General features: G+C 63.4%; 24 protein-coding genes and 2 pseudogenes. 14 read left to right on the top strand and 12 right to left on the bottom strand.

The window, feature by feature from the left end:
• Window positions 1-10: 10 nt before the first annotated feature.
• The 6 genes from ABIB95_RS19215 (at window position 11) to coaA (ending at window position 4,087) form a co-directional block, all read left to right on the top strand.
• Entirely contained in the window at window positions 11-541 is a 531-nt protein-coding gene (locus ABIB95_RS19215; protein WP_014490809.1) for a DUF2628 domain-containing protein, read from the top strand.
• Window positions 538-1,188: an imidazole glycerol phosphate synthase subunit HisH gene (gene hisH / locus ABIB95_RS19210; RefSeq protein WP_028150156.1), complete on the top strand. Its 651-nt coding sequence runs from the start codon at window positions 538-540 to the stop codon at window positions 1,186-1,188. The genes ABIB95_RS19215 and hisH overlap by 4 nt, the downstream gene beginning before the upstream one ends.
• Window positions 1,185-1,922, top strand: coding sequence for a 1-(5-phosphoribosyl)-5-[(5-phosphoribosylamino)methylideneamino]imidazole-4-carboxamide isomerase (hisA, locus tag ABIB95_RS19205; protein WP_354241534.1), 738 nt, complete (start codon window positions 1,185-1,187; stop codon window positions 1,920-1,922). Before hisH ends, hisA begins: the two co-directional genes overlap by 4 nt.
• Window positions 1,923-1,932: 10 nt before the next feature.
• Entirely contained in the window at window positions 1,933-2,706 is a 774-nt protein-coding gene (gene hisF / locus ABIB95_RS19200) for an imidazole glycerol phosphate synthase subunit HisF (protein ID WP_028150154.1), read from the top strand.
• A gap of 78 nt (window positions 2,707-2,784) precedes the next feature.
• Complete coding sequence (locus ABIB95_RS19195) at window positions 2,785-3,105, top strand: phosphoribosyl-ATP diphosphatase (RefSeq protein ID WP_028150153.1); 321 nt, start codon at window positions 2,785-2,787, stop codon at window positions 3,103-3,105.
• Between the two features lie 25 nt (window positions 3,106-3,130).
• Window positions 3,131-4,087 (top strand): type I pantothenate kinase, encoded by a 957-nt coding sequence (coaA, locus tag ABIB95_RS19190; protein ID WP_028150152.1) that lies wholly within the window; start codon window positions 3,131-3,133, stop codon window positions 4,085-4,087.
• Between the two features lie 205 nt (window positions 4,088-4,292).
• Here coaA and ABIB95_RS19185 read toward each other — a convergent pair whose 3' ends face one another.
• The 3 genes and pseudogenes from ABIB95_RS19185 to ABIB95_RS19175 all read right to left on the bottom strand — a co-directional run.
• Window positions 4,293-6,527 carry an ATP-binding protein gene (locus ABIB95_RS19185; protein WP_354241243.1) on the bottom strand — a complete coding sequence of 745 codons (2,235 nt, stop codon included), beginning with the start codon at window positions 6,525-6,527 and terminating at the stop codon, window positions 4,293-4,295.
• 119 nt (window positions 6,528-6,646) lie between these two features.
• Window positions 6,647-7,120 (bottom strand): hypothetical protein, encoded by a 474-nt coding sequence (locus ABIB95_RS19180; protein WP_354241241.1) that lies wholly within the window; start codon window positions 7,118-7,120, stop codon window positions 6,647-6,649.
• A 109-nt stretch (window positions 7,121-7,229) separates the two neighbouring features.
• Window positions 7,230-8,138, bottom strand: a pseudogene (locus ABIB95_RS19175) (YifB family Mg chelatase-like AAA ATPase); the annotation flags it as partial.
• 33 nt (window positions 8,139-8,171) lie between these two features.
• On the opposite strand from ABIB95_RS19175, the gene ABIB95_RS19170 reads away from it, so the two are divergent.
• Window positions 8,172-9,887 (top strand): recombinase family protein, encoded by a 1,716-nt coding sequence (locus tag ABIB95_RS19170; RefSeq protein ID WP_354241239.1) that lies wholly within the window; start codon window positions 8,172-8,174, stop codon window positions 9,885-9,887.
• Window positions 9,888-10,019: 132 nt separating this feature from the next.
• On the opposite strand, the gene ABIB95_RS19165 is transcribed toward ABIB95_RS19170, so the two are convergent.
• Window positions 10,020-11,453, bottom strand: a complete 1,434-nt coding sequence (locus ABIB95_RS19165) for a hypothetical protein (RefSeq protein WP_354241237.1) — start codon at window positions 11,451-11,453, stop codon at window positions 10,020-10,022.
• A gap of 117 nt (window positions 11,454-11,570) precedes the next feature.
• On the opposite strand from ABIB95_RS19165, the gene ABIB95_RS19160 reads away from it, so the two are divergent.
• The 4 genes from ABIB95_RS19160 to ABIB95_RS19145 all read left to right on the top strand — a co-directional run bounded on the left by ABIB95_RS19160 (window position 11,571) and on the right by ABIB95_RS19145 (window position 15,906).
• The gene (locus ABIB95_RS19160) at window positions 11,571-13,100 is read left to right on the top strand and encodes a hypothetical protein (RefSeq protein WP_354241235.1); all 1,530 of its coding nucleotides are present in this window, start codon (window positions 11,571-11,573) and stop codon (window positions 13,098-13,100) included.
• A gap of 27 nt (window positions 13,101-13,127) precedes the next feature.
• The gene (locus tag ABIB95_RS19155) at window positions 13,128-14,069 is read left to right on the top strand and encodes a recombinase zinc ribbon domain-containing protein (protein ID WP_354241233.1); all 942 of its coding nucleotides are present in this window, start codon (window positions 13,128-13,130) and stop codon (window positions 14,067-14,069) included.
• A gap of 944 nt (window positions 14,070-15,013) precedes the next feature.
• Complete coding sequence (locus ABIB95_RS19150) at window positions 15,014-15,427, top strand: hypothetical protein (protein WP_354241231.1); 414 nt, start codon at window positions 15,014-15,016, stop codon at window positions 15,425-15,427.
• Window positions 15,424-15,906: a hypothetical protein gene (locus tag ABIB95_RS19145; protein ID WP_354241229.1), complete on the top strand. Its 483-nt coding sequence runs from the start codon at window positions 15,424-15,426 to the stop codon at window positions 15,904-15,906. Before ABIB95_RS19150 ends, ABIB95_RS19145 begins: the two co-directional genes overlap by 4 nt.
• A gap of 169 nt (window positions 15,907-16,075) precedes the next feature.
• On the opposite strand, the pseudogene ABIB95_RS19140 reads toward ABIB95_RS19145, so the two are convergent.
• Window positions 16,076-16,717 (bottom strand): annotated as a pseudogene (locus ABIB95_RS19140) (magnesium chelatase domain-containing protein); the annotation flags it as partial.
• Window positions 16,718-16,944: 227 nt separating this feature from the next.
• Between ABIB95_RS19140 and ABIB95_RS19135 the strand changes: the two are divergent.
• Entirely contained in the window at window positions 16,945-17,190 is a 246-nt protein-coding gene (locus ABIB95_RS19135; RefSeq protein ID WP_027534981.1) for a PilZ domain-containing protein, read from the top strand.
• A gap of 79 nt (window positions 17,191-17,269) precedes the next feature.
• Window positions 17,270-18,043 carry a tetratricopeptide repeat protein gene (locus tag ABIB95_RS19130; protein WP_354241227.1) on the top strand — a complete coding sequence of 258 codons (774 nt, stop codon included), beginning with the start codon at window positions 17,270-17,272 and terminating at the stop codon, window positions 18,041-18,043.
• 30 nt (window positions 18,044-18,073) lie between these two features.
• Here the strand turns inward: ABIB95_RS19130 and ABIB95_RS19125 are convergent, their stop codons facing one another.
• The 7 genes from ABIB95_RS19125 to rsmI form a co-directional block, all read right to left on the bottom strand.
• Window positions 18,074-19,366: a CpaE/TadZ family protein gene (locus ABIB95_RS19125; RefSeq protein ID WP_354241225.1), complete on the bottom strand. Its 1,293-nt coding sequence runs from the start codon at window positions 19,364-19,366 to the stop codon at window positions 18,074-18,076.
• Window positions 19,363-20,097: a CpaD family pilus assembly protein gene (locus tag ABIB95_RS19120; protein ID WP_354241223.1), complete on the bottom strand. Its 735-nt coding sequence runs from the start codon at window positions 20,095-20,097 to the stop codon at window positions 19,363-19,365. Before ABIB95_RS19120 ends, ABIB95_RS19125 begins: the two co-directional genes overlap by 4 nt.
• A 52-nt stretch (window positions 20,098-20,149) precedes the next feature.
• Complete coding sequence (locus ABIB95_RS19115; protein WP_354241221.1) at window positions 20,150-21,667, bottom strand: type II and III secretion system protein family protein; 1,518 nt, start codon at window positions 21,665-21,667, stop codon at window positions 20,150-20,152.
• A 13-nt stretch (window positions 21,668-21,680) separates the two neighbouring features.
• Window positions 21,681-22,496, bottom strand: a complete 816-nt coding sequence (cpaB, locus tag ABIB95_RS19110; protein WP_063980255.1) for a Flp pilus assembly protein CpaB — start codon at window positions 22,494-22,496, stop codon at window positions 21,681-21,683.
• 365 nt (window positions 22,497-22,861) lie between these two features.
• Window positions 22,862-23,806: a glutathione synthase gene (gene gshB, locus ABIB95_RS19105; RefSeq protein WP_354241219.1), complete on the bottom strand. Its 945-nt coding sequence runs from the start codon at window positions 23,804-23,806 to the stop codon at window positions 22,862-22,864.
• A 10-nt stretch (window positions 23,807-23,816) separates the two neighbouring features.
• A complete protein-coding gene (locus ABIB95_RS19100) occupies window positions 23,817-24,215 on the bottom strand; it encodes a YraN family protein (RefSeq protein WP_028155515.1) in 399 nt (132 codons plus the stop codon).
• Window positions 24,202-25,152 carry a 16S rRNA (cytidine(1402)-2'-O)-methyltransferase gene (gene rsmI, locus ABIB95_RS19095; RefSeq protein ID WP_354241216.1) on the bottom strand — a complete coding sequence of 317 codons (951 nt, stop codon included), beginning with the start codon at window positions 25,150-25,152 and terminating at the stop codon, window positions 24,202-24,204. The genes ABIB95_RS19100 and rsmI overlap by 14 nt, the downstream gene beginning before the upstream one ends.
• 339 nt (window positions 25,153-25,491) lie before the next feature.
• Between rsmI and ABIB95_RS19090 the strand changes: the two genes are divergently transcribed.
• Window positions 25,492-26,727, top strand: a complete 1,236-nt coding sequence (locus ABIB95_RS19090; protein ID WP_063980251.1) for a penicillin-binding protein activator — start codon at window positions 25,492-25,494, stop codon at window positions 26,725-26,727.
• The last annotated feature ends 74 nt before the right edge of the window (window positions 26,728-26,801 follow it).

The following is a 26,801-nucleotide window of genomic DNA, read 5'->3' as shown; positions in this document are numbered from 1 at the left end:
GGGCATCACCATGCCTGTCTACACAGTTCATGCTCCCTCCCCTGCCGGAGCCGATCTGCGCGCGACTGACAAGTTCGTGTTCGTGCGCGACGGTTTTCATTTCTGGGCGATGGTTCTCGGCCCGTTCTGGCTGCTCTGGAACAGGCTCTGGCTGGCGCTGATCGGCTGGGTGATTTTTCTGGCTGCCTTCGATGCAGGTTTGCATAGCCTCGGCGTTGGCCGCAGCTCGATCTTCTTGGCCAATATGATCGTCGCGGTGCTGATGGGTTTCGAGGCCTCGAGCCTGCGCCGCTGGACACTGTCGCGCGGCAAGTGGCGCCAGCTTGACGTCGTCATCTCCGACGACGAGGACACCGCCGAGCGGCGGTTCTTCGAGCGCTGGAGCCAGAAGCAGCGCGGCATCGTCAACGATCAATGGGCCGTCGATCGCGGCGGCCCGCCGCCAACCCGCAATGTGCCGGGTCAGCAATTCTCGAATCCGCCACCGCTGCCGTCGGGCGGCATCATTGGATTGTTTCCAGAACCGGGAGGGTCAAGATGAGCGTCGCGATCATCGATTACGGTTCAGGCAATCTGCATTCCGCCGCCAAGGCATTCGAGCGCGCCGCGCGCAGCCTGGAGATTCCGCAAAAGGTCTTCGTCACCAGCGATCCGGATCAGGCCTACGGCGCCGACCGTCTGGTGCTGCCGGGTGTCGGCGCCTTCGCCGATTGCCGGCGCGGGCTCGATGCCGTCAACGGCATGGTCGAGGCGATCACCGAAGCGGTGCGCGTCAAGGCGCGGCCCTTCTTTGGTATTTGCGTCGGCATGCAGCTGATGGCGAGCCGCGGCAAGGAACACGTCATCACCGAGGGCCTGAACTGGGTCGGCGGCGACGTCGAGAAGATCATGCCGCGCGACGAGAGCCTGAAGATCCCGCACATGGGCTGGAACACGCTCGACCTGCTGCGCGAGCATCCGGTGCTGGACAGGCTGCCGCTCGGCCCCAAGGGGCAGCACGCCTATTTCGTGCACTCCTACCACCTCAACGCTGCCAACGAGGCGGACGTGCTCGCGCGCGCCGATTACGGCGGACCGGTCACCGCGATCGTCGCGAAGGACACCGCCATCGGCACCCAATTCCACCCCGAGAAGAGCCAGCGTTTCGGCTTGGCCCTGATCTCGAACTTTTTGCGATGGAAACCGTGATTCTCTTTCCCGCTGTTGACCTCAAGAACGGCCAGTGCGTGCGCCTCGAGCAAGGCGACATGGCGCGCGCGACCGTGTTCAACCTCAATCCCGCGGCCCAGGCGCAGAGCTTTGTCGAACAGGGCTTCGAGTATCTCCACGTCGTCGATCTCGACGGCGCCTTTGCCGGCAAGCCGGTCAATGCGCAGGCAGTCGAGGCGATGCTCAAGACGATCAAGATCCCGGTGCAGCTCGGCGGCGGCATTCGCGATCTTGCGACCGTCGACGCCTGGCTCGACAAGGGCATCACCCGCGTCATCATCGGCACCGCCGCGGTGCGCGACCCTGAACTGGTGAAGGCGGCTGCAAGGAAATTCCCCGGCCGCGTCGCGGTCGGGCTCGATGCCCGCGACGGCAAGGTCGCCGTCGAAGGCTGGGCCGAGACCTCGCAGGTGACGGTGCTGGAAATCGCGCAGCGTTTCGAGGATGCAGGCGTCGCCGCCATCATCTTCACCGACATCGCGCGCGACGGCCTGCTCAAGGGCCTCAACCTCGACGCGACCATCGCGCTGGCGGATGCGATCTCGATTCCCGTGATCGCCTCCGGCGGCCTCGCCTCGATCGAGGACGTCAAGGCGATGCTGACGCCGCGCGCCAGGAAGCTCGCCGGCGCGATCGCCGGCCGCGCGCTTTACGATGGCCGGCTCGATCCGGCTTCTGCCCTCACCCTGATCCGCAACGCGCGCACCGCCTAGGAGCTGACACATGTTCAAGGTGCGCGTGATCCCCTGCCTCGACGTCAAGGACGGCCGGGTCGTCAAGGGCGTCAACTTCGTCGACCTGCGCGATGCCGGCGATCCCGTCGAAGCCGCGATCGCCTATGACGCCGCCGGTGCCGACGAGCTCACCTTCCTCGACATCACCGCGACCCATGAGAACCGCGGCATCATGCTGGACGTGGTCCGGCGCACGGCGGAGGCCTGCTTCATGCCCGTGACCGTCGGTGGCGGCGTGCGCAAGGTGGACGATATCAAGACGCTGCTGCGCGCCGGCGCCGACAAGGTCTCGATCAACAGCGCCGCGGTGTCGCGGCGCGAATTCGTCAAGGAAGCCGCGGAAAAGTTCGGCGAACAATGCGTGGTGGTCGCGATCGACGCCAAGCGGGTCAAGCGTCCGGGCGGCGACCGCTGGGAGATCTTCACCCATGGCGGGCGCAACTCGACCGGCATCGATGCCATCGAATATGCCCAGGAAGTGGTCTCGCTCGGTGCTGGTGAAATCCTGCTCACCTCCATGGACCGCGACGGCACTCGGCAGGGCTTCGACATCCCGCTGACCCGGGCGATCGCCGACAGCGTTCCCGTTCCCGTGATCGCCTCGGGCGGCGTCGGCAATCTCGATCATCTCGTCGATGGTATCCGCGACGGCCACGCCACGGCTGTGCTAGCCGCCTCGATCTTCCATTTCGGGGAATTCACCATCCGCGAAGCCAAGGAGCACATGGCCCGGCGCGGACTGGCCATGCGCCTCGATGCCTGACGACTCCCGTTCATAAAAATGCTACATAGGCCTGCGGGGAATGGCCTCCGTGGCCTTGTGTGTTTTCGAGTAATTCCGATGTCGCGTTTCACGATCCACGATCTGGCCGACACCATCGACGCCCGCGCGGCGGCCGGCGGCGAGGCGTCCTATACCCGCAAGCTCCTGGACAAGGGCGCCGAGCATTGCGCCAAGAAGTTCGGCGAGGAGGCAGTCGAAACCGTAATCGCAGCAGTCGAAAACGATCGCGCGCATCTGATCGCTGAAAGTGCCGACCTGCTCTATCACTTCCTTGTGCTGCTCAAGGCCCGCGGCGTAAAGCTGGAGGAGGTCGAGGCCGCGCTGGACAAGCGGACGAATATGTCCGGATTGGAAGAAAAGGCGTCCCGCAAGGGTTAGTAGCTCCCAACGGAAAGGTCGCGTCATGGATATCCGCGCACCCGAGCAGCAGTATAATCCGTACCGCGTCTATACGCGCGAGCAGTGGTCGCGACTGCGCGACGACACGCCGATGACGCTGGAGCCCGGCGAGTTCGACCGGCTGCGCTCGCTGCACGATCGCCTGGACTTGCAGGAGGTCGAGGACATCTACCTGCCGCTGTCGCGCCTCCTGTCGATCTATGTCGATGCGATGCAGCGCCTGTATTACGCGGAGCGCCAGTTTCTCAACATCCGCGACCGCAAGATGCCCTACATCATCGGCGTCGCCGGTTCGGTCGCGGTCGGAAAATCGACCACGGCCCGCGTGCTTCAGGCACTGCTGGCGCGCTGGTCGCCGCGTCCGAAGGTCGAACTGATCACCACCGACGGATTTCTGTATCCCAACGCCGTGCTGGAGCGGCAGGGCATCATGCAGAAGAAGGGTTTTCCGGAGAGCTACGACCTGCCGCTGCTGCTCAGCTTCCTCTCCGACATCAAGGCCGGCCGCCGCCACGTGCGCGCGCCGGTCTATTCGCATCTGACCTACGACATCGTGCCGAACCAGTGGGCCGAGATCGACCAGCCCGACATCCTGATCGTCGAGGGCGTCAACGTGCTGCAGACCGGCAAGCTGCCGCGCGACGGCAAGGCGGTGCCCGTCGTCTCCGACTTCTTCGACTTTTCGGTCTATATCGACGCCGACGAGGCGGCGCTGCGACAATGGTACATCAAGCGCTTCCTGGCGCTGCGTGACACCGCGTTCACCAATCCGAAATCCTACTTCAACCGCTACGCGCTGTTGTCGGACGAGGAAGCTACCGCCACCGCCATCGCGATCTGGGAACGCACCAACCTCGCCAATCTCGAGGACAACATCCTGCCGACCCGCCCCCGCGCGACGCTGATCCTGAAGAAGGGCGCCGACCACACAGTGGCGAGCGTGGCGCTGCGACGGCTGTAGGCCGCCGTGCCCACCGTCTATCTCCATTTCGAACGTGAATGGTGGGCACGCGGCGCTTTGCCCACCCTACGACATTGGTGTTTGGCGCACGCCTGCAGCCACATCGTCATTGCGAGCGCAGCGAAGCAATCCAGACTCTTTCCGCGGAGGGATTCTGGATTGCTTCGTCGCAAGGGCTCCTCGCAATGACGGAGAAGAGACCTTCCTACACCGCCAGATGCCGCGCCGCCGCCAGCCCGGCCAGCGCCTCGTCCAGCTTGTCGCGGTCGAGCGGCTTGATCAGAAACCCGTTCATGCGGGCCTCGAAACAGGCATAGCGATCCTCCACCAGCGTATTGGCGGTGAGCGCGAGGATCGGCGTGTGGTGGCCGCCTTTGGCGGCCTCATGCGTGCGGATGCGTTTTGTCGCCTCGATGCCGTCGAGCTGCGGCATCTGGATGTCCATCAGCACGAGATCGTAGGGCGTGCCGGCGGATGACGCCGCGAGCCAGGATTCCAGCGCCGCCTCGCCATGAACGGCGATGACGACGCGGTGGCCGAGCTTGGTCAGCAGCGAGCGCATCAGCAGCGCGTTGATCTCGTTGTCTTCGGCGACGAGGATCGACAGGCCCTTTGCCGTTACGACGCCGGCGGGGGAGGCGGCCGGCGGCTCCGGCGCCAGTTCGGGCGATGCGACCTCCGGCGTCAGCGCGAGACGTGCCGCGAGCGAAGCCGCGCGCAGCGGCTTGATCAGGAAGCCGGTGAAGGAAGCTGAAAATTTCTCGTGGCGCGAGCTCGACGTCAGCAGCACCAGCCGCTGCGCCGCATGCTTGCGCGCGACCTCGCCGAGATGGTCGGCGATGACGGCGCCGATCGCACGATCGACCAGCACCGCATGCCATGAGCGCTCCGGAAGCAGCGCCTCTGCGACGGCTCCATCCGAGACGAGGCAGGTCTGGCCGCCCCAGCGCTCCAGCCGCCGCGCGATCAGCGAGGCCTCGATGCCGTCGGCGATCAGGAGGATCGACTTGCCGGTGAGATCAGGGCTCGGGAACGCCGTCTGTCCCGCGCCGGACTGCGATGGCGCAAGCGGGATCGCGACCTCGAAGGTCGAGCCCTTGCCCGGCTCGCTCTCCAGGGTGATGCGGCCGCCCATGCGCTTGACGATGCGTTCGCTGATGGCAAGGCCGAGCCCGGTGCCGCCATAGGTGCGGGCGACGCGCTCGTCGGCCTGCTCGAATTCTCGGAAGATGCGCGTTCGCGCCTCGGGTGCAATGCCGATGCCGGTGTCGCGCACCAGAAAACTGATCTCGTTCGGCCAGATGCCGGGTTCGACGATCAGCGCGACGCCGCCGGTCGCGGTGAACTTGATGGCGTTGCCGGCGAGGTTGAGCAGCACCTGGCGCAACCGCGCGGCGTCGCCGACGACCTCGAGCGGCAGGCGCTCGTCGACATAGGCGGCGATCTCGAGCGTCTTTGCCTGCGCGCGCGGCGCGAGCAGCTCGGTGATCTCCTCGATCATGGTCGAGAGCGCGAACGGGCGCTGGTCGAGATCGAGCTTGCCGGCCTCGATCTTGGAATAGTCGAGCAGTTCCTCGATCAGCGCCATCAAGGCTTCGCCGGAGGTTTTCACCGCCCTGGCATAGGTCGTCTGCTCTGGCGTCAGCGCGGTGTCGAGCAACAGGCCGCCCATGCCGATGATGCCGTTGAGTGGCGTGCGGATCTCATGCGAGGCCATCGCCAGGAAGCGCGACTTGGCGCGGTTGGCGGCATCGGCCTGGTCGCGCGCGTCCGACAGCGCGCGCTCGGTCTCGGTGCGGTCGGTGACGTCGCGTCCGACGCTCTGCAGTTCGGCGGGCTGGCCGGCATCGAGACGGACATAGCCCTCGCGCCAGGCGATCCAGCGCGCGCCGTGCGGGGTGGTGATCCTCTGGTCGTGAATGCGCGTGCCGTTGCTTTCGCGGGCGCTGTCGCCCTGCTCGAGGACGTCGAAATCGAAACGCGTGCCGACCAGCACGTTGCGCGCCTGTGCTGCGAGCGCGCAATAGGCGTCGTTGGCGAAGGTGATGCGGCCCTGGTGGTCGCGCAGCACGATCAGGTCGCCCTGCTGTTCGAACAGGCTGCGCGCGCGTTCTTCCGCTTCCTTCAGTTCCCAATTGCGGTCGATCAGCGTCTCGTTGTGGGCGGCCAGCTTACGCATCCGCTTGTTGACGAAGCGCAGCCGCATGCTGAGCGTGGCAAGGCCGAGGCAGGCGAGCGCGAACAGGAAGCTCGCGCCGACCGCAAACGTATTGGGATCGTAGCCGGAGTTCTCGGAGCGGCTGCCGGAGACGAAGCCATAGGCGCCGCCGAACGTCGCCGAGAAGATCATGAAGGAGCGGATCGCGAACGCGATGCGGGGATGCTGTCGCCTGAAGCGGCGCATGCGCACCTTGATCCGGAACGTCCGATCCATCGCCATCGACCCCGACTCTTGCTCCGAAACCCCGCGTCGCCAATTGCGACGATGTCTCGCCGACCTTGCGAACAGCTTGAGGCTTTGGTTCGGCCTCCAAACAGGGTTGACGAGGTGTTAACGCTTCAGAGCGAGGCGGCCTGGAGCGGGAGCGGGCGGTGGCCGCCATTGGCGCCGACGATCAGCGCCGCGGCCTCGCGCTGCGAAAAGGTCTTGGAGCGCACATAGATTCGATAATCGGCTGGCCCGTCGGTGGACAGGTAAATCACCGGACCGCCGTCGACCGGCTCCGCGGCAATCGTGACGAGGCGCGTCGCTGGATTGGCCTGACAGGAGTCCGGTTCGGAGCCGAGACCGTCGTCCACGACCGCGAAGTCCGCCGCGTCCGGATCGTCGGTGATCTGAACCCGCACCGTGGCCCGCGACAGATCGTTGGTGAAGGCGATATGGACGCCGGCCGTCCAGAACAGGGATGTCAGCTCGACTGAAGTCTCGCCCAGCGCGATGCAGGGATGCGAGACCGATCCGATCTCGCCGCGGGCGAACACCGCGGCCGCCAGCAGGGGAACAACCGAGGCCAGGATCTTGAAACGCAACATGACACTCTACTCGCCCGGCCCGGTGTGGACTCGTACTGGGAACGCTTGGGCCTTATGGTTTGCAGAGCGTAAAGGAAACTCGTTACCGCCGGGTTGATGCGCGGAAGGATCAGGCCATCTGCCGCACATCCTCCGCGAGTGCGCGGTAGGACAGCGCCTCGGCGAGATGCAGCCGGCCGATCTTGTCGGCGCCGTCGAGATCGGCGAGCGTGCGCGCCACCCGCAGGACGCGGTGATAGCCGCGAGCCGACAGCCGCATAGTCTCGGCGGCGTCGCGCAGTAATTTGGCGCCTTGCGCATCCGGCTTGGCGACGTCTTCCAACACCGAGGCCGGCGCCTCGGCATTGGTGCGAACATGCGGCAGGCCCGCATCCGCGTAACGCGCGAGCTGGATGTCGCGCGCGGCTGCCACGCGCGCGGCGACTTCCGCCGAGCCCTCGGCCGGCGGCGGCAGGATCAGATCCGCGGCGGTCACCGCGGGAACCTCGATGCGCAAATCGATGCGGTCCATCAGCGGACCGGAGATGCGCGCCTGGTAGTCGCCGGTGCAGCGATCGATGCGGCCGCGCTTGCAGGCATAGCCGGGCTCGAACGCATGGCCGCAGCGGCACGGATTCATCGCCGCGACCAGCATGAAGCGCGCAGGATAAGTCACGCGATGATTGGCGCGGGAGACGGAGACCTCGCCGTTCTCCAGCGGCTGGCGCAGCGAATCCAGCACGCGCGGATCGAATTCGGGCAGCTCGTCGAGGAACAGCACGCCCTGATGCGCGAGCGAGATCTCGCCGGGTTTTGCGCGGATGCCGCCGCCGGTGAGCGCGGCCATGCTGGCGGAGTGATGCGGCGAGCGGAACGGCCGTCGCGCGGTCAGCGCGCCGCCCTCGATCTCGCCGGCGACGGAGGCGATCATGGAGACTTCGAGCAATTCGCCCGGTGACAGCGGCGGCAGGATCGAGGGCAGGCGCGCCGCCAGCATCGACTTGCCGGCGCCGGGCGCGCCGATCATGAGGATATGGTGGACAATTAAGTTATCAGATGTTAATAAAATCTGATGGTTATGACCCTCCCAACCGATAGGCCGAAGGCCTATTCCTATGTCAGGATGTCCACCGAAGTTCAGCTGAAGGGCGATAGCCTGCGCCGTCAGCGTGAAGCCTCGCGAAAATACGCAGAACTGCACAGCCTGGAGCTGGTCAACTTTAATCTCACCGACGTGAACAAGTCCGGCTACAGGGGCGAAAATGTCGCGTCTGGGGCTTTCGGAAAGTTCCTGGATGATGTTCGCCAGGGGAAGATTGAGCGGGGCTCATATCTGCTCGTCGAATCCTTCGACCGGATGAGCCGGCAGGAGCCGATCGTGGCCCTGAAGCCCTTCATCGAAATCGTAGAAGCGGGGCTGGTGCTGGTCACCCTGGACGATGAGCGCGTCTTCAAAGGCAAGATCAGCTTTGAAGATCTGATCATTTCGATTGCTAAGATGAGCCGGGCGAACGAGGAATCAGCCCGGAAGAGCGATCGTCTGTCCCAAGCCTGGAAGGCCAAACGGGCCGTCATCAGTCAGAAGAAGCTGACCGCAAGGTGCCCAAGCTGGCTGCGCCTGACTCCGGACCGGATGGGTTTTGAGGTGCTGGAAGACCATGCTGCCGTGGTCCGTCGGATTTTCGATGAGGCTGCATCTGGAATCGGTACGTTCACGATCGTTCGCCGGTTGAACGAAGAAGGCATCCCGACCTTCACCGGCAAAGGAGGGTGGCAGAACTCGACCGTCAACAAGATCTTGAGTAGTGCAGCGGCGATCGGAACATTCCAGCCCAACCGCATGGAGGGCGGAAAGCGGATGCCCGACGGTGATCCCATCCGCAACTACTTCCCGCGCATTGTGACCCAGGCCGTGTTCGAGGCAGCACAGCGCGGCCGGCTGGAGCGAAAGACAAAGCCTGAGTCTGGCCGACAGGGTAGCGGTGGACCCAAGGGCAAGCACTTGACCAATCTGTTCTCGAAGTTGGCGGTCTGTGACTACTGCCGGAAGCCGATGCACTACCAAAACAAGGGCACGCCACCGAAAGGGCAGTCGTACCTTGTGTGCTCGAATGCACTCCGGAATTTCGGATGCGAGATGATCGGTCGCTGGCGTTACGACCAGTTTGAGTCGACGTTCTTGTCTTTCGTAGAGCAGCTTGATTTGGCATCGCTCGTGTCATCGAGTGAGCACTCGTCGAAGCGCCATGAGGTGGCGTTCCAACATGATGCCGCCGTGGGCAGAATCAAAATGCTGGAGGACGAGCAGCGCAAGATTTACGAGATCGGCCTGAAAATGGCGAATTTTGACAGTGCATTCATTGCTCAGCGGATCAAGAAGGCAGAACTAGATTTGGTCGCGGCGAAGAAGCTGGAGAACCAACTTCGCCACGAGATTTCGGTCCTCGACCAGACAGCATTGACGTATTACAGCCGTCCCGATCAGGTTGCGGAGCTGATCGAGCGTGTGCGGGCTGCCAGAGGTGGGGACGTGTACAAGCTCCGCGCTCAGATCGCATCAAGGCTGCAATCATTGATTAGCGAGCTGCGTCTGACTGTGGACCCTGATACTCAGCGCTTTGAGGTGGTCTTCCGAGATGGTCAAGGCATGACGCTATTCGTTGACCCTGAAGATCCGGGGAAGTTCATCCAGAAGGTCAGCGGGAGGGCGCCGGATTTCGACGTGCTTTCAGCTGATGGCACTGTGGTTCAAGTGCCAGCCGGCGAACTAACCTTCGATGGGAAATAAAGATTCCCAAATAGGTCACTCAGAGATCTTTCATTCCCCCACTGGGAAAACCACCGGGTCGAGTGGGCGACTATTCGAATGTTCGGAATGTCGGCAATTGCTGGGAAACGGACTAACAGATTGCGGGCAAGCTCACTCCGCTTGTCCAGGCTTCACCGTCCAAACCGCATGCGTCTTGTCGCCAGCCTTGGCCAACACCTCGTCCACATCTACGGGACAGTAATGTTTGGTGACGGACGTTATGGGGTGAAAGTCCGGCGTGCGGCTCGTGACTTGTCCCGCCTCGTCGCAGAAATAGTGAGCCGCGCCCGGGAACATCTCCATCGGCAGCGGGATCTCGGCATTGGGGTTGTGATAAACGTTCAGCCCTTCGATCCAGTCCTCTTCGTAACCGGCCGAATTGACGATCACTCGAAAGATCTTTGGGTGAAGCGAATCGGGATTGTGATCCATCATTAGGCCTTCACGTATAATCAACACCTGCTTTGATCCGAATTTGCCGAGGATGCCCATACGATTGAATTTGGCGATCGTGCCACCATTGCTCGAAATCACCGCACTCACATGCGCGGCCTCCGGCAATCGGAAAAGGCCCGAAGGGATAGGCGCCTTATCCCCCCATTGGTGCGTTTCGATCCGCACCGGCGAAACTACCAGCTTGCCTTGATCATCGAGCGCGCCGGTGTGCTCGTAGCCGAACAGGTAACGCGGCAACGCCGGTTGCGAATGCACCATCGACCTCGGCGCCGAGAAGTCGGCAATTGCAAAGACGAACGGCTTCCCGGCTACATGTGGCTGTTTCCAGTACTCCTTTTTCAGCTTGGAGAAGAGAGCGCTGCCAAACTTGATTGGCATATACTCCTTCACATACTCCGGTGTATCCATCGGTGGAGGCGGCACAACCTTGCCGTCCCTGACGGTTGGTCCAACCGTCACGGCCTCGATGTAGAGCTCGCCCAGCATGCCTGAACAGCAAAAGTCAGGTACCGCATGTACACGCGAGAGGGAGTAGTTCGCCTCAATCAGCGTGGCGAACAGATAAAGCTCCCAGATCCGCTGGTCGAAGCCGGTAGTCTGGAATTGCTCGACGAAATTGCCGTCGGCATCCTCGTGCCAGCGCATCATCGGCTCGATAATCTGTCTGGCCGGTGAGTATCCTTCACTGGTCGTCAGTTGCACGAAGGCCGGATTCAGCCGACTTTCCTCATGCAGGTGGGTGAAAAAATCGACCGGAGCGCCCTTTTCGTCGCCCTGATGGTGCTCCTCCGCATTCGCCTGGGCAGCCTTGACCATCCCCGCGAACAGCGCTTTCCGTGCCTCGTCCGCTGTCGCGCAAAATTCGGTGATATCGACGCTGCGGAAGCAGAGCTTGCTGTCTCGAGCCAGCACGATCCCGCCAAAATCTTGATCCGTGATGTCGAGCGTCGCTATACCCAGTACATCACCGTTTTCAGTCTCGAAATACTCAAGCTCGTCGATCATTAGGAACGATCTGGGATGGCGCGCATACCCGCCCAAGGCATTGAAGCGGGTCATCGAAATGGGATGTATCGCGAAGTCGTCCATAGCTCTCTCGTCATTTTTCTGTAACAGGCGGTATTCTGCCGATTTTGCGCGCAACGGGAATGTTAGTTCTATAAGTGATAGTACCAATTATTTCAGCCGCCGCCGCAGGTGCCTATCATGCCGCCGATAAAGAAAGCGTCAGGCCTCACGCCCACCGAAAGCCATCTAGCCAAACTGGCTGATGATACGTTTCTCGATCTCTGGTCTTGGCCCAACGTGTTCAAGAAGCCAGGCAAGGAGCTATGTGACCTTCTCGTGGTCTGCGGTGACGACGTGCTGATGTTTAGCGACAAGCATATCGCTTGGTCGGATGCGCCCTTCGAAATCGCTTGGAAACGCTGGTACAGTCGGGCGATCGGCGAATCCGCCGAGCAGATCCGCAAAGCGGATCTCTGGCTGAAACAGAGCCCGAAGGCGATATTCGCGGATGGCAAATGCGAACAACCCATCCCGCTGACTTTGCCGCCAGTTGGGCGAAGGCGCGTCCATGGCATCTGCGTCGCCTCCGGCGGAGAGGAGGCCGCTTCATCCTACTTCGATGACCCGGACGGTACATTCATGATTCTTCCGAATCTTCGCGGGAAGGATCATGTTGACTTCACCGTGCCCGGTCATCGGGCCTTCTGCATTGGCGATGTCGATCCCGATGGCCCCTTCGTCCATGTGTTCAACATGGCAACCCTTGATGTCGTCATGCGAGAATTCGACACGATTACCGACTTCACGAAATACCTCAACGCGCGGGCAGAACTGATCCGATCAGGAAAGTTGTCATTTTCACCAAGTGAAGCGGAGCTGGTAGCCAACTATCTATTGACGATGGAGCCGGATGGGGAGCATCGGTTCCCCACGACTTCGGATGTCATGGGGGCTAACGCGGATGCTGATACGGCGATAGCGTTCATGCAGGGCGAGTACGCCTATCTTGTCCGGTCTCCAGAGTATGAACGGCGATCGACGGCGAACCGTATCTCGTATGAGTGGGACAGGCTGATAGGCCTTTTTAGTGACGGGGTCCTGAACGACACTCAATTCCGAATCTTGGATACCGATCCCACCGTCGAACACGCGGAACGAGCGCTGCGCATCATGGCGCGAGAAGACCGCGTGCAGCGCCGGGTGCTCGCTGAGGCGATCATAGGCGCGCTAGAAGCGCTAGAAGCGCAGAAGATGGGACGGCTTGCCCGCATTGCTGTGACACACGATCGGTCCACGGGTGACAAGGTCGCCTATGTCTTTCTTGTTCTCGCCGGTGCCGATGAGATGGCGCAGGAAGACTATCGCCGTGTCAGAGCAACTATGCTTCAGACATACTGCCTTTCTGTCTTGCACGACGACCGTGATCTGCAACTTTGCGTTGGAATCGCTGTGATGGCGATCTCCGACATGGGTGACTCGGAGGATCTCGTTGCCTATCCGCAGCAAGACTGGACACCGGAAATGGTCAAGGACTTGCGCGTGGATAGGGAGAACTTCGAAGTCCTGCAGAAGCCTCTTGAGCTGAAGACAAGGTCCATCCGGGCAATAAGCTTCCCTCCCGACCCCGCGTCTGAAGGCATGACTCGGCAGCAGCGTCGCGCGATGGAACGTCAACGAGCGAAGCAGCAACGATCAGTGCGGCGATCACGAAGAGATGCGCGGCGATAGCCCGGCGCCCGAATGCTAACGGAGAGGGTGCCGCGACCTGACGGCGATCCGATTCGCTACTATTTCCCCCGAATCGTGCCCCAGCCTGTTTTCGAAGCGGCGCAGCGCGGTCGGCTCGAGCGCAAGACCAAGCCTGATAAGGAAACAGGGAAGAAGGGCAGCGGCGGCTCGAAAGTTAAGCACTTCACCAACCTTTTTTCGAAGCTGGCGGTTTGCGACTACTGCGGCAAGCCGATGCATTATCAAAACAAAGGCACGCCGCCTGAGGGCCAATCGTACCTCGTGTGCTCGAATGCACTCCGCAATATCGGATGCGAAATGACTGGCCGCTGGCGCTATGACCAGTTCGAGTCGACGTTCTTGTCGTTCGTCGAGCAGCTTGATCTGGCCTCGCTGGTCCGATCGAGCGAGCATTCGAGCAGGCGAGGCGAATTGGCTTTCCAGAAAGACGCCGTCGAAGGCAGGATCAAGCTTCTTCAGGATGAGCTTCGCCGTGCGTTCGAGACCGGCATCAAAATGGCTGACTTCGATAGCGAATTCCTCGCCGGCAGAATCAAGAAGGGCGAGCAGGAGCTGGCCGAAGCAAAGAAGCTGAGACAGCAACTGCGCCACGAGATTTCGGTCCTCGATCAGACGGCATTGACGTATTACCGGCACCCCGATCAGGTTGCGGGGCTGATCGAGCGTGTGCGGGCCGCCAGAGGTGGGGATGTGTACAAGCTTCGCGCTCTGATCGCATCGAGGCTGCAATCATTGATCAGCGAGCTGCGCCTGACCGTCGACCCTGATACTCAGCGCTTTGAGGTGGTCTTTCGAGATGGTCAGGGCATGACATTGTTCGTCGATCCTGAAGCCCCGGCGAAATTCATTCAGAAGGTTAGTGGGAAGGCTCCGGATTTCGACGTGCTTTCCGCTGATGGCACCGTTGTCCAACTGCCCACCGACGAACCGGCTCTCGACGAGAAATAAAGATTCCCAAACAGGTCACTCAGAGAACTTAAATTCCCCCACTGGGAAATTGCGGTGCGGGGGGGCGGCTGTGTCCTGCGCCAATCGCTGAACAGTCGCTGCGCCGCGTCATTGCTTGATCGTCTAGCCGCCGATCCGTATTTAATCATGGTTGGACGACAAAATTCGGCATTAAAGCGGCTCTTCGACGAATCCAAGCTGGACCGCAATGACACGGACCACTGGAAGCTGCTCCTAGCTTGTATAGCGCAGATTGTTTATCCGCCTCCCAAGCCTGGACCAGGTCGAACGGTGGAATGGACCACTAGACTCGGCCATGAACTATTGAAGGACGCCTTAAGGCTGCGCTTGGACGAGCCCAAGAAGGCCGTCGAAGACATAGCGGATGAGCTCGCAAGATCGGACAAATGGAAGCAAAGCGGGCTGGTCGTTGATCGCGAGCGTATCCAGAACCTACTGCGGGATGTTCGCGCAAGGGTAGTCGATGAAACTGCGATCAGTTACCGAGCACAGCGAATACAAGCTGGGTCAACGAGGCAAGCTGATGCGTGACATAGCTTGGGCGTTCTCGAAGGAAGGTAAGCGAGAGCTTATTCGACGATTGCGTGAAAGAAATTTGCCCAAGGTTTCGTAGGACAGACAATTTTCACGATGCGTGGTGATGTGCTGCCGGCTCAGAGCTCCAATGAGCCGGCGGACCTGTAGGACGGTTTCCGCACTCACGCGAAAACAGCCAGAGCCCGCAGCCGAAGCTTATGTTGACGTGGGGGGCGCTAGTGCGGCCGCGAGGCTAGTCATTTAGTTTTTGTGAAATAAAGGAGAGGTGCCGTCTCAGAGTACAGAATGGCAACCGCGATCGTGATGTGAGTGTGTCCAGGTCAATTCAGACCGATTTGAAAGGACACACTATGAGTGACGACCATCTGTGGCGTCGGCGGCCTGTCATGATCGACGCCGACCTCACGAAAGAAATGCCTTGGGCTGCTATCCGCGGCGCTGGCTATTCTCACAAATTCAATCTGGCAGCTCCAATTCGCCTGACCGACATCATGTACTCGGAACGGCCCGAGTTTCTCTACGTCACTGGCGACAATACGGACTGCATTCACGTGTTCTGGTTTGGCGACGAAGGAGGGACCGGCGAGTTCGATATTGTGAACGGTGAACTCAAGCATGTGGACTGCCACGGGTGCAACGTTTCGATCTCCGGCAGCACGCTGATCTTCAGCCCTCACAGACAGGACGGGACTCGCCAGTTGCTGGGGCCGAAACGGGCTGTTCCTCGCAACTCAGAGGAACTGTTTTTTGCCACCCTCGGCGGTAACCGCCGTGAAGGTCTTGTGGAGGATTCCAAATGACCTCGAAGGCACTCTCTCCAGACGAACTCAGGGCCCGCGTTCGAAAGCGGCTGGATTATCGAATGATTGCGGAGCCGGAAAGCACCGATGAACTGACGCCAGACCTGTTGACGACCGACGTCGTTGATTGGTTCATGTTGCGGGCTCCCCGCGTGAAGTTCGAGCTTTGCGCGCTCAAAATCGCCTTTCTCCAGGCAATGGACAAAGGTCGCGCCCAAAGTGGGGAGTACACGATCTATTGCGGCGGTGGGACCGCGGTTGTCTGCAGCGGGAAATCTGCACTGCTGCTGCTCGGCTACGAACGAATCCGAGAGCTGCTGAGGTATCTCGACTATGAGCTGGAGCAAGCTTCGCGCGGGCCGTGGGACGACCTAATGGTTGTTTCTTTGAAGCCAGCGCAACCTTCATCTTCAAAGCCTCCTAGATCAAGACTGCGGAAGACGCGCAGCCACGCGAAGGGCTCGTCGCCGGCTGCCTGAAGCACTCAACTCAAACTATGATCCTAGCCCCGCCGGCATCCGGCGGGGCTTTTCGTGTTTATATGGACATTGCACCCCGAGCCCCGAGCCCCCCTCAGAAACCGCAGCAGATATCGCTAACCGATTATCCGAAACGAGTGACATTGAAAAAATTAAAAGGCCACCACTTAAGCAGGTGATGTCCGCCGGCGGCTGCGATCTCCAGCGCGCGCTTGGCGCTCTCCTGGCCCTTGATGTCGCGCAGGTCGAGCGGGGAGGCGGCGACCTCGTGCACGCGCGGCGTGGGCCGCGACAGCACCTGCGTGCCCTTGAAATGGTTGGCGATCTGGATCAGCGATTGTGCCGCGATGATCTGGATGTCCGGGCTCGCCCACGCCGCTTCCGAGCCGCAGGCCGCCGGACAGATCAAGCCTTCCTCGCGCACATTGGCGCCGATCGCGGCGGGAAGCACGCCGGCCACCGGCGCGATCGAGCCGTCGAGACCGAGCTCGCCGAGAACGGTAAAACCGGTCAGCGCATCCGGCGGGATCGCGCCGATCGCGGCCATCAGCCCGAGCGCGATCGGCAGGTCGTAATGGCTGCCCTCCTTGGGCAGGTCGGCGGGCGCCAGATTGACGATGATCCGCCGCGCCGGCAGCGCCAGCCCCGAGGCAATCAGCGCCGAGCGGACGCGTTCCCGTGCCTCCGACACCGCCTTGTCCGGCAGGCCGACGATGGCGAACGCAGGGAGGCCGGGCGCGACCTGCACCTGCACGTCGACCGCGCGGGCCTCGATCCCCTCAAAGGCGACGGTAGAAACCCGCTGAACCATGCCCGAACCAGCCTGCCCTCTCGCACAATTAGGGGTAGCAGAGCCCGATCTTTCTTGCAAGAACAATACGAGAACAGTCTTGGGGGCCCGGAAAACCCTAACCGGTCGTAAACGTCACGCAGACACTACGCCTCGAATGCGAGCGGCTCTCATCAGCACATCCCAACGAATGTTCGCTACTCCTAGAGCTGCGGGATGGGCCGTGATCTAACGGGTGAACAATTCAAATGCTTGCAAATCGCCGCAGAAGCGAACGACGGGTATGCACTCGGCTTGCAAAGATTCACTTTGGCGCGGGCTCGCTGCCGAGGGATTGCACGATCACGGATATCTCGGATGGGGGCGTGAAAGTGGTGGCGGAGTTTCTGGAAGTGCCGCCGCAATTCACCATCATCTTCGCGCCCGATTATTCCCGCCAATGCCGTCTGCGCTGGCGCATCGGCTGCGAATTCGGCGCCGAGTTCACCGATTGAGCCGGACGGGCCAGGTTCCTTAACTGGACTTTAGCGTTAATCGGTAAGCATCGCTGATCAGTCGCCGAGTGATCAGAGTATGCCCAAGCGTTCGTCCCTTGCCTCTTCGCCGGCGAGATTCCTGCTTTCCGCGCTCGTGATGCTTGCCCTCGGCGGCTGCCAGACCACGAGTCTGGAGGACATCACCGGCGCGCTCGGTGGCAAGTCGGAAACGGCCGGCAGGGCCGATCCGAAGCCGGACATGGACGCGCTTCGCGAGCGCTATCGCGCCAAGCCTTCCGATCCCAACGTCGCGCTCGAATATGGCATGGCGCTGCGCGAGACCGGCCAGCGCGCCCAGGCGGTTGCGGTGATGGAGCAGGCCGTGCTCGCCCATCCCAGCAACAAGGCGCTGCTCGCCGGCTACGGCCGCGCGCTCGCCGACAGCGGCAATTTCCAGCAGGCTTTCGATGTGCTCAGCCGCGCGCATACGCCTGAGGATCCGGACTGGCGCATCCTGTCGGCGCAAGGCGCGGCGCTCGATCAGCTCGGTCGCAACGAAGAGGCGCAGCAATATTATTCGGCGGCGCTGAAGATCGTGCCCGAGGAGCCGCAGGTTCTGTCCAATCTCGGCCTGTCCTACATGCTCCAGAACAATCTGCCGCGGGCCGAGGAAACGCTGCGCCGCGCCTATGAGCGCAATCGCGCCGATTCCCGCGTGCGCGCCAATCTGGCGCTCGTCGTGGGACTGCAGGGAAAGCAGGCCGAGGCCGAGACCATCGTGAAGGCCGACCTGCCGCCGGATCAGGCCGCGGCAAAGGTCACGGCGCTACGGCAGTTGCTGGCGAAGAAGCAGCAGCGAGCGGACAAGTAGCCTGCCCTCGTTTCTCGTTCGCGTTGGTGCTTACGACACCTTGCGATGCGGGGCTGACCCGCGACCCGCCCTGCCCTTGAGCCTCTTCAGGAGCGGCCCGAGCAGCGAGCGCTTCGGCTTCTTCACCTCGCCACGCCCGGCGAGGCGGTTCGCCATGTTCTGGAACAGAAGGGTGGTGCGGTGGTTCTTGGAGACCTCCGCGATCATCTGGCCGTTATTGGCCGCGGTCGAGAACAATTTCGAGTCGAACGGGATCGCCGCGATCGGCTGGCTCTCCATGGTCTTGGCGAACGCCTTGACGTCGATCTCTGCCCGCTTGTGCATGCTGACCTGGTTGATGCAGTACAGCGGCGGCCGGTCGTTGGGCCGTGCCGCCTTGAGCACGCTCAGCATGTTCCTGGTGTTGCGCAGATTGGCCAGATCGGGCTCGGCCACGATCACGATGTCGTCGGCATTGACGAGCGCGCGGCGCGTCCAGCCCGACCATTGGTGGGGAACATCGAGCACGATGCAGGGCGTGGTCATGCGCAGCGTGTCGAAGATCGCATCAAAGGCTTCGGCGCCGAAATCGTAGACGCGGTCGAGCGTCGCGGGCGCCGCGAGGAGACTGAGGCGCTCGGTGCATTTGGCGAGCAGGCGCTCCATCAGCGCCGTGTCCGGCCGGTCCTGCGAGAGCACCGCGTTGGCGATGCCCTGCGCCGGGTCCTGGTTGTAGTCGAGGCCGGCGGTGCCGAAGGCGAGGTCGAGATCGATCACGACGGAATCGAGCGCGAGGTCGCGCGCGATGGTCCAGGCGACGTTGTGCGCGACCGTGGACGCACCGACGCCGCCCTTGGCGCCGACCACCGCGATGACGCGGCCGGTGATGATGGCTTCCGACGCCGAGAACAGGCTGCAGATCGAGCGGACGACGTCGAGGGTTTCGACCGGTCCCACCACGTAGTCGTTGACGCCGCGGCGGACCAGCTCGCGATAGGGCGCGGTGTCGTTGGGGTTGCCGATCACGACCACGCGGGTGCCGGGATCGCAGACGCCGGCGAGATCGTCGAGGCCCTCGAGGATATCGCGTGTGCCGTCGGATTCGATCACGATGACGTTCGGCGTCGGCATCGTGTCATAGACTTCGATGGCCGCGGCAAGGCCGCCGCCCTTGGCGGTGAGATGCGCCTTGGCGAGACGGCGATCCTGCCCGGCCGCGGTGATCGCGGCGAGAGTCTGCTCGGTCTCGCAAAAGGCCTGTACCGAGATGCGAGGAACCGGCGCAATGTGGTCCTCGGGGTGCCGCGGGTCGTCCGCTTCCTCGTCGTCGTGAAAACTTGTCATTTGCCGGTGTCGCTGAGTTTGGCCTTTTCGGCCTCGGGATACATGGTCGTGGTCGCCATGCCTTTGCGGTAGCGCTCGAAGGCGATCTCGCGCCGTGCGGTGTAGGCGGGCGTCTCCGCCCTCGGCTGCTCGAGGTCGGCGGGGTTGTCGATCATGGCCGCGAGGTTGCGCTGGCTGGCGCAGCCCAGATTGAAGTACGGCCGGTTCTCGTTGTAGCCGGGGTCGAGGATGTTCGGACCGACGTCTTCCGGCCACAGCCCGCAGGGGCCGGCGACCGCGGCGATCTTCGAATAGCTCAGGCGGATGGTCGGCAGCAGGCCGGGATCCTCGGGGCGATAGGGATGCTGGACGATGGCGCGCGACGGCACGCCGCCGGATGCGAGCACCGACCGGATTTCGTGATAGGTCGCCGCCGCGGCGCGCGAATTCGCAGCGTCGCTCGGCACGTCGACGACGACGGAACCGGTGCCTTCGCGCACCCAGTCCCTGGCAATGCCCGCGACGTCCGCGTGCTGCGCGGTGGAGAGGCCCCCGCGCGCCTTGCCGACGAAGATCACGATCGACTTCTTGGCTTCCTGCACCGCGATCGGGTGGCGCTGGCGATAGTCGGTCGGCACCGTCTGGGTGACGATGTCACCGGTGGTGTTGCAGGCGCCGAGCATGACGGAAAGCCCCGTCAGCACGAGCGCGATCCGCAGCTTGCGACATCGATCGGCGATCGTCTTCGTCATCGCTTTGTCCCCTCTTGCCCCGTTTCTTGTCCCGGTCCCCAAACCGTCTGTCTCAGTCGATGATGAAGCCGAAATCGCCGCGGGTGCCTTCGATCGGATCGACGCTGCGCGCGATGCCATAGAGCCGGTTCATGCGGCCGAGCAGCGCCGTCTGCGCGTCCGAGGCCGGCGCAAAGCCGTCGTCGGGCCGCGATAATTCCTTCTGGGCGACCGCGCGCACCACATAGGGCGTCACGATCACCATCAGCTCGGTCTCGTTGTTGACGAAGTCCTGGCTGCGGAACAGCGCGCCGATGATCGGCACCTGGTCGACGCCCGGCAGGCCGTTGATCGCCTGCTTGGTCTTCTGCTGGATCAGGCCGGCCATCGCCATCGAGCCCCCGGAGGGAATTTCCAGCGTGGTCTCGGCGCGGCGGGTCTGGACCGAGGGGATGGTGATCGAGTTGCTCGAGGTCGAGGACACCGCCTGCGTCAGCGTGATCGCGTTGGTGTTCGACAGCTCCGAGACCTCGGTCATCACGCGCAGGCTGATACGGCCTTCGCTGAGCACGAGCGGGGTGAAGTTCAGCGAGATGCCGAACTTCTTGTAGGTGACCTGGGTGGTACAGACGTGGGTGACCGGATCGCAGGAATAGCCTGCAGGGATCGGGAATTCGCCGCCGGCGATGAAGGTGGCGGATTCGCCCGAGATCGCGGTCAGGCTCGGTTCGGCCAGCGTGCGCATGACGCCGGCGCTTTCCATCGCGCGCATCGTGGCGCTGACGGTGGCGACACCCTTGGCGAGGCCGGCCACGCCGAGCCCGTTGCTGCCGACGATCGGTCCGCCGCTGACCGAGAACGGGTTGGAGTTGTTGAAGTTCACGACCGCAGTGCCGGCATTCAGGCTGGCGCTGAGGTCGACGCCCAGCTGCTTGACGATGTCGCGGCGGACTTCGCCGACAACGACCTTGAGCATCACCTGGTCGCGGCCACGCACGACGATGTTGTTGACAACCTTGTCAGCGCCGCCAACGAGCTTTGCGGCGACATCGCCGGCCTGCTGGGCCTCGATCGGGCTCGACACCGAGCCGGTCAGCATCACGCTGTCGCCGACGCCTTCGATCTGCACGCCCGGCAGCGACTGGCGCAGCGCCGTGCGCATGCCGTTGAGATCGCGCTTCACCGCGATGTCGTAGGCGGCAACCTGCTGGCCGTCGGCGGTGAAGAACACGACGTTGGTCTGGCCGACCTGGCCGCCGATGATATAGGCGCGCTGCGACGAGCGGATCACTGCATTGGCGATCTTGGGATCGGCCACCAGCACGTCCTTGACCTCGCGCGGCAGATCGATGACGACGGACTTGCCGACGCCGAGCGACAGCGAGCGCGTGCGTGCAGGCGCGATGGTCGAAACCGGCGACACGCCGAGATCCGGCGCCTGCATCGGCGCCTGGTCGCCGACCCGCGCATCCGCCGCGCTGACGACGTCGGGGGCTGCGATCAGCCCCAGCATCAGCACCGCCCCCGTCCAGAACGAGCGTGCGCGCTTCCCCCGAATGCGCAGGCCCGTCCGATCATCCCCGTAGTTCATGGTGTCCCCATCATCACTTCTGTGACGTCAGTTGCCGTGCCTGCACCCCGTAGCGGATCACGTTCACGCCGCCGGGCCGCTTGGCCGTCAGGTCTTCGATCGAAATCTCCGACGCGTTGGCATCGGCGATGCTTCGCAACGCGAGCGTCAGCGTGCCGCCCTGGCGCGAGGCCGACAGCGTCGCGACCTGGTCCGGCTTGAGCTCGAGCGTGACGGTCTTGCCGAGCACGGCGTTCTGGCCGTCTTTTTCTTTCGGAGCCTGGTCGATCGCGAGCACACGGATGTTGCTCAGGATGACCTCCGACAGGATCAGGTCGTTGCCGCCGGTCGCGCCGTTGGCGCCATCGGGGTTCTTCAGGCGCCGCGTCAGGACGATGTCGACGCGGTCGTTCGGCAGGATGAAGCCGCCGGCGCCGGTCTCGGCTGAAATCTCGGTAGAGACGGCCCGCATGCCGGAGGGCAGGATCGCGGCCATGAAGCCCGAGCCCTCGGCCCTCACCAGCTTCTGCTCGCGGATCGGTTCGCCCTGCATCAACGGCACGCGCGCGATCGAGCCTGCGATCTGGGTCTGGGCGTCGGGCCTGCTGTCGCGGCGGATGAAGGCGCTGCTCGCGGTCGCCGCCGGCCAGGACTGCCATTGCAGGTCCTCGGGCTTGACGGCCTGGCCGAGCTGAATGTCGTTCTTCGCGATCAGCACCTCGACCGTCGGCAGCTTCTCGGCGACGGGAAGGGCGGGCGCGGGCTTGTTGTCAAAGCCGCTCGCCAGATACGCAGCGACGCCGCCGGCGCCCAGCGCGATGACGAGAACGACAATGCGTGCGGTGTTCATACGCTTCTACTCTTACGCGGGGCACTCGAACCGCACGTGGCGGGTTCCCCTGCGTCGATGAGTAGGGAGTAAAAGTATAAGGGGTGTTGCGAGGCCGAGTGTGATGGCCCGTGACGATGCGCGTTCTGGGCAGATGGTGAACGTCGCGTTATCCGCTCGGCCAATGGCCCCGTAGATTCACGCAGGGCGGGACGTTCGTTCGAACGATGCGCGCGACGTCATGGTGAATGGGTGGTTAGTCATCGGCGCTTCGCGCAGCGTGCGCGGTAGTCGCTCCTCAGGGTGAGGAGCGTACTTCCTCGTGTTTCAATTGATGTCCGTAGCCCGGATGGAGCGAAGCGCAATCCGAGCTACGAGTGAGCGCCCTACTTCGCCCGCTTCTGCTCGATCGTGTCCCAGACCTTCGCCGCGACATCAGGTCCGCCGAGCCGCGCGATGGCACGGATGCCCGTCGGCGATGTCACGTTGATCTCGGTGAGGTTGCCGTTGATGACGTCGATGCCGACGAACAGCAGGCCGCGCTCGCGCAGCGCCGGGCCGACGGTGGCGCAGATCTCGCGCTCGCGTGGCGTGAGCTCGGTCTCCTGCGCGGCGCCGCCACGCACCATGTTGGAGCGGAGGTCGTCGGCGGCCGGCACGCGGTTCACCGCGCCGGCGAACTCGCCGTTGACGAGGATGATGCGCTTGTCGCCGTGCTTCACCTCGGGGATGAACTGCTGGATCACCCACGGCTCCCTAAACGTCACCGAGAACATGTCGAACAGCGAGCCGAAATTCATGTCCTGCGGCATCACGCGGAACACCGCCGCGCCGCCATGGCCGTGCAGCGGCTTCATCACGACGGCGCCGTGCTTATCCCGGAACGCGTTGATCTCGTCGAGGTCGCGCGAGATCAGCGTCGGCGGCATCAGCTGCGGAAAGTTCATCACGAACAGTTTTTCCGGCGCGTTGCGCACCGAGGCGGGGTCGTTGACGACCAGCGTCTTCGGATGGATGCGCTCCAGGAAATGCGTCGAGGTGATGTAGGCGAGATCGAACGGCGGATCCTGGCGCAGCAGCACGACGTCGAAGCCGTTGAGCGCTTCGCGCCTGGGCTCGCCCAGCGTGAAGTGATTGCCGGGCTCGTCGCGCACGGTCAGGAGCTGGATGGGCGCGACGATCTCCTCGCCGACCATCGAGAGCTTGTCGGGCGTGTAATAGGACAGGCCGTGGCCGCGCTTCTGCGCCTCCAGGAGCAGTGCAAAGGTGGAATCGCCCTTGATGTTGATACGGGCGATGGGGTCCATCTGGACGGCGACGTTCAGTTTCATGGTCTGCCTTTCAGGTCGAGGCGTCGAATGCCGCCAACACATGGCGCGGAAGTGAGCGCGGCGCAATCAGCATGGCGTCGAATCGCAGTTCGAATTCGGCATGCTCGGGATGCGCCACGAGCCAGCCTTGCGCGGCGTCGATGATGCGCTGCTGTTGGCGCGGGGTCACGGCGAAGGCGGCGTCATCTAGCGTCGCGCGGGCCTTGACCTCGACGAAGGCGATCAGGTTGCGGCGGCGCGCCACGATGTCGATCTCGCCATGGGGGGTGCGGTAGCGCCTGGCGAGGATGCGGTAGCCCTTGGCCATGAGATAGGCGGCGGCGCGGCTCTCCGCGGAGATGCCGGTGCGGAACGCGGCGACGCGCTCGGGCGAGGCGACCTTCGGTTCCGCGCCCTCAGTCTTCGCCATCGCCGTCCCTCAGCTCCTTTGCGAGCTCGAGCGCGCGGGCATAGACCTCGCGGCGCGGCCGGCCCGAGAGCGCGACCGCATGCGCGACGGCATCCTTGACGCTGTGCGCGGCGAGCTGCTCGCGCAGCAGGCCGTCGAGCGCATCCGAGGTCAGCAGCTCCGCGTCCGCCGCAGGCGGCGCGATCACCAGCACGAATTCGCCGCGCGTCTCCAGCGTGTCCGCTCCGCGTGCCAGCTCCTGCAGCGGCGCGCGCGAAATTTCCTCGTGCAGTTTCGTCAATTCGCGGCAGATCGCGGCTTCGCGCGTCCCCATGATCTCGGCAAGCTCGGCGAGCGTGTCCTGCACGCGGTTGCCGGAGTCGAACATCACGAGCGTCGCATCGATGCGGGCGAGCTCTGCAAGGCGCGACTTTCGCGCGGCGGATTTCGCCGGCAGAAAGCCCTCGAAGAAGAAGCGGTCGGTCGGCAATGCGGCGACCGACAGCGCGGCCAGCACCGAGGACGGGCCGGGCAGCGCGTAGACCGCATGGCCGGCTGCGCAGACCTCGCGCACCAGCTTGAAACCGGGGTCGGAGATCAGCGGCGTGCCGGCATCCGACACCAGCGCGATCGAGCCGCCCTGCCCCAGCGCCTCCAGGATCCTCGGACGCGCCGCTTCCGCGTTGTGCTCGTGATATTGCTTGAGCTGCGCCGTGATCGCGTAGCGCTCGGTCAGGCGCCGCGTGATGCGGGTGTCCTCGCAGGCGATGACGTCGACGCCGGCGAGCGTCTGAAGCGCGCGCAGCGTGATGTCGCCGAGATTGCCGATGGGGGTGGCGACCAGATGGAGGCCCGGCGCCGCCTTCGGCGCCGTCAGCCGATGGGCGTCGATGGAGAAACCGCGCGAGGCGGGATCCGTCGTCTCAGGTGTATTTATCGGGCTCGGCTTTACGCGCATAATGAATCGAACTTAGGCATGATCCCGGGGGCTGGGAACCGGTCCTCGGAAAAAGATCGCGCCAGGTCAGGGGTGAGGAAGGACTGGAATGTGATCCATCCGGCATCACATTGCAGAGGGAATGAAGCGTCGGCGCCACATTCGCGGCGGAAACGCCACCTTGATGCGGGTGACGGATGGTGGACAGCTAGCCAGGGCTTGAGGTGTGGCCGCGTTAAGTGGTCATTATCCTTTTGTTTTAGTTAACTATTTGCCGACAATATGCCTGAATCCGCGGCTTGTGTCGTGGAAAGAATGTTGTGACCGGCCGGCCGACGGTCGGTCAGAAGAGAAGTTGTGATGCTGGGCCCGCGCGATCCTAAATCTCCCGTTCAGGGCTCCCGATTATCGGGGGCGACCCGGCGGAGCGCACTCGGCCTGTTACTCGGCGCCCCCTTGCTGTCGGCCTGCGCCGGCGTGCAGCAGAGTCTCAGCCAGTTCTCCAACCCGTTCAGCAGCTCCTCCCCGGCCCCGGCTCAGCCGGCCGGCCCGCCGCAACAGGCCACCACCGCCGGCAGCGGCGGGGTGAAGGTTGCCGTGATCCTGCCGCTCTCGGCCGCCGGCAATGCCGGCCTCGCCGCGCAGTCGATGCGCAACGCCGCCGAGATGGCACTGGCCGAGTTCCAGAATCCCAACATCCAGCTCCTGATCAAGGACGACAACGGCAGCCCGCAAGGGGCGCAGGCGGGGGCACAGCAGGCGGTCGACGAAGGCGCCGAGATCATTTTGGGCCCGCTGTTCGCGCAATCGGTGCCGGCGGTGGCGCAGGTCGCGCGTACGCGCGGCATCTCGGTGATCGCGTTCTCGACCGATTCCAGCATTGCCGGCCGCGGCGTCTTTCTGCTGAGCTTCCTGCCGGAGTCCGACGTCAACCGAATCGTCGAATATTCCGCCAGCATCGGAAAGCGCTCCGTTGCCGTGCTCGTGCCCGACAATGCCTATGGCAATGTCGTCGAGGCCGCGGTGAAGGCGGCGGTGCCGCGGCGCGGCGGCCGCATTGTCGCCTTCGAGAAATACGGCGCCGATCGTGCGACGCCGGCACGCACCGTGGCCCAGCAGCTCGGCAGCGCGGATGCGCTGTTCATCGCCGATGACGGCGATGCCGTCGTCGCGGTGGCCGATGCGATGACGGCCGCAGGCGCGAATTTGCGCAACATCCAGCTGCTCGGCACCGGCCTGTGGGACAATCCGCGCGTCTATGCCAATGCGAACTTGCAAGGCGGTCTCTACGCCGCGCCGGACCCGGCCGGCTTCCGCGCCTTCTCCGGCCGCTACCGTACCAAATACGGTGCCGAGCCGATCCGCACCGCGACGCTCGCCTATGACGCGGTCGCCCTCGTCGCCGCGCTGGCGCGCACGCAAGGCCCGACGCGCTTCTCGCCGGATGTGCTCACCAACCCTTCCGGCTTCGCCGGCATCGACGGCCTGTTCCGCTTCCGCGCCGATGGCACCAACGAGCGCGGCCTCGCCGTGATGAAGGTGACGACGGGTGGTGGCGTGGCGGTCGCGGGCTCGCCGAAGAGCTTTGGGGCGTAGTTCGGGGCGACGGTGCCGTAGGGTGGGCAAAGGCGCGCTTCGCGCCGTGCCCACCATCTGCCTGCAAACGCTGT

The sequence above is a fragment of the Bradyrhizobium sp. LA2.1 genome, assembly GCF_040547725.1.
In the GTDB taxonomy this organism is placed as follows: Bacteria; Pseudomonadota; Alphaproteobacteria; order Rhizobiales; family Xanthobacteraceae; genus Bradyrhizobium; species Bradyrhizobium barranii.
The sequence above is the reverse complement of the archived record's forward strand: the minus strand, read 5'-3'. Positions and strand labels throughout refer to the sequence as shown.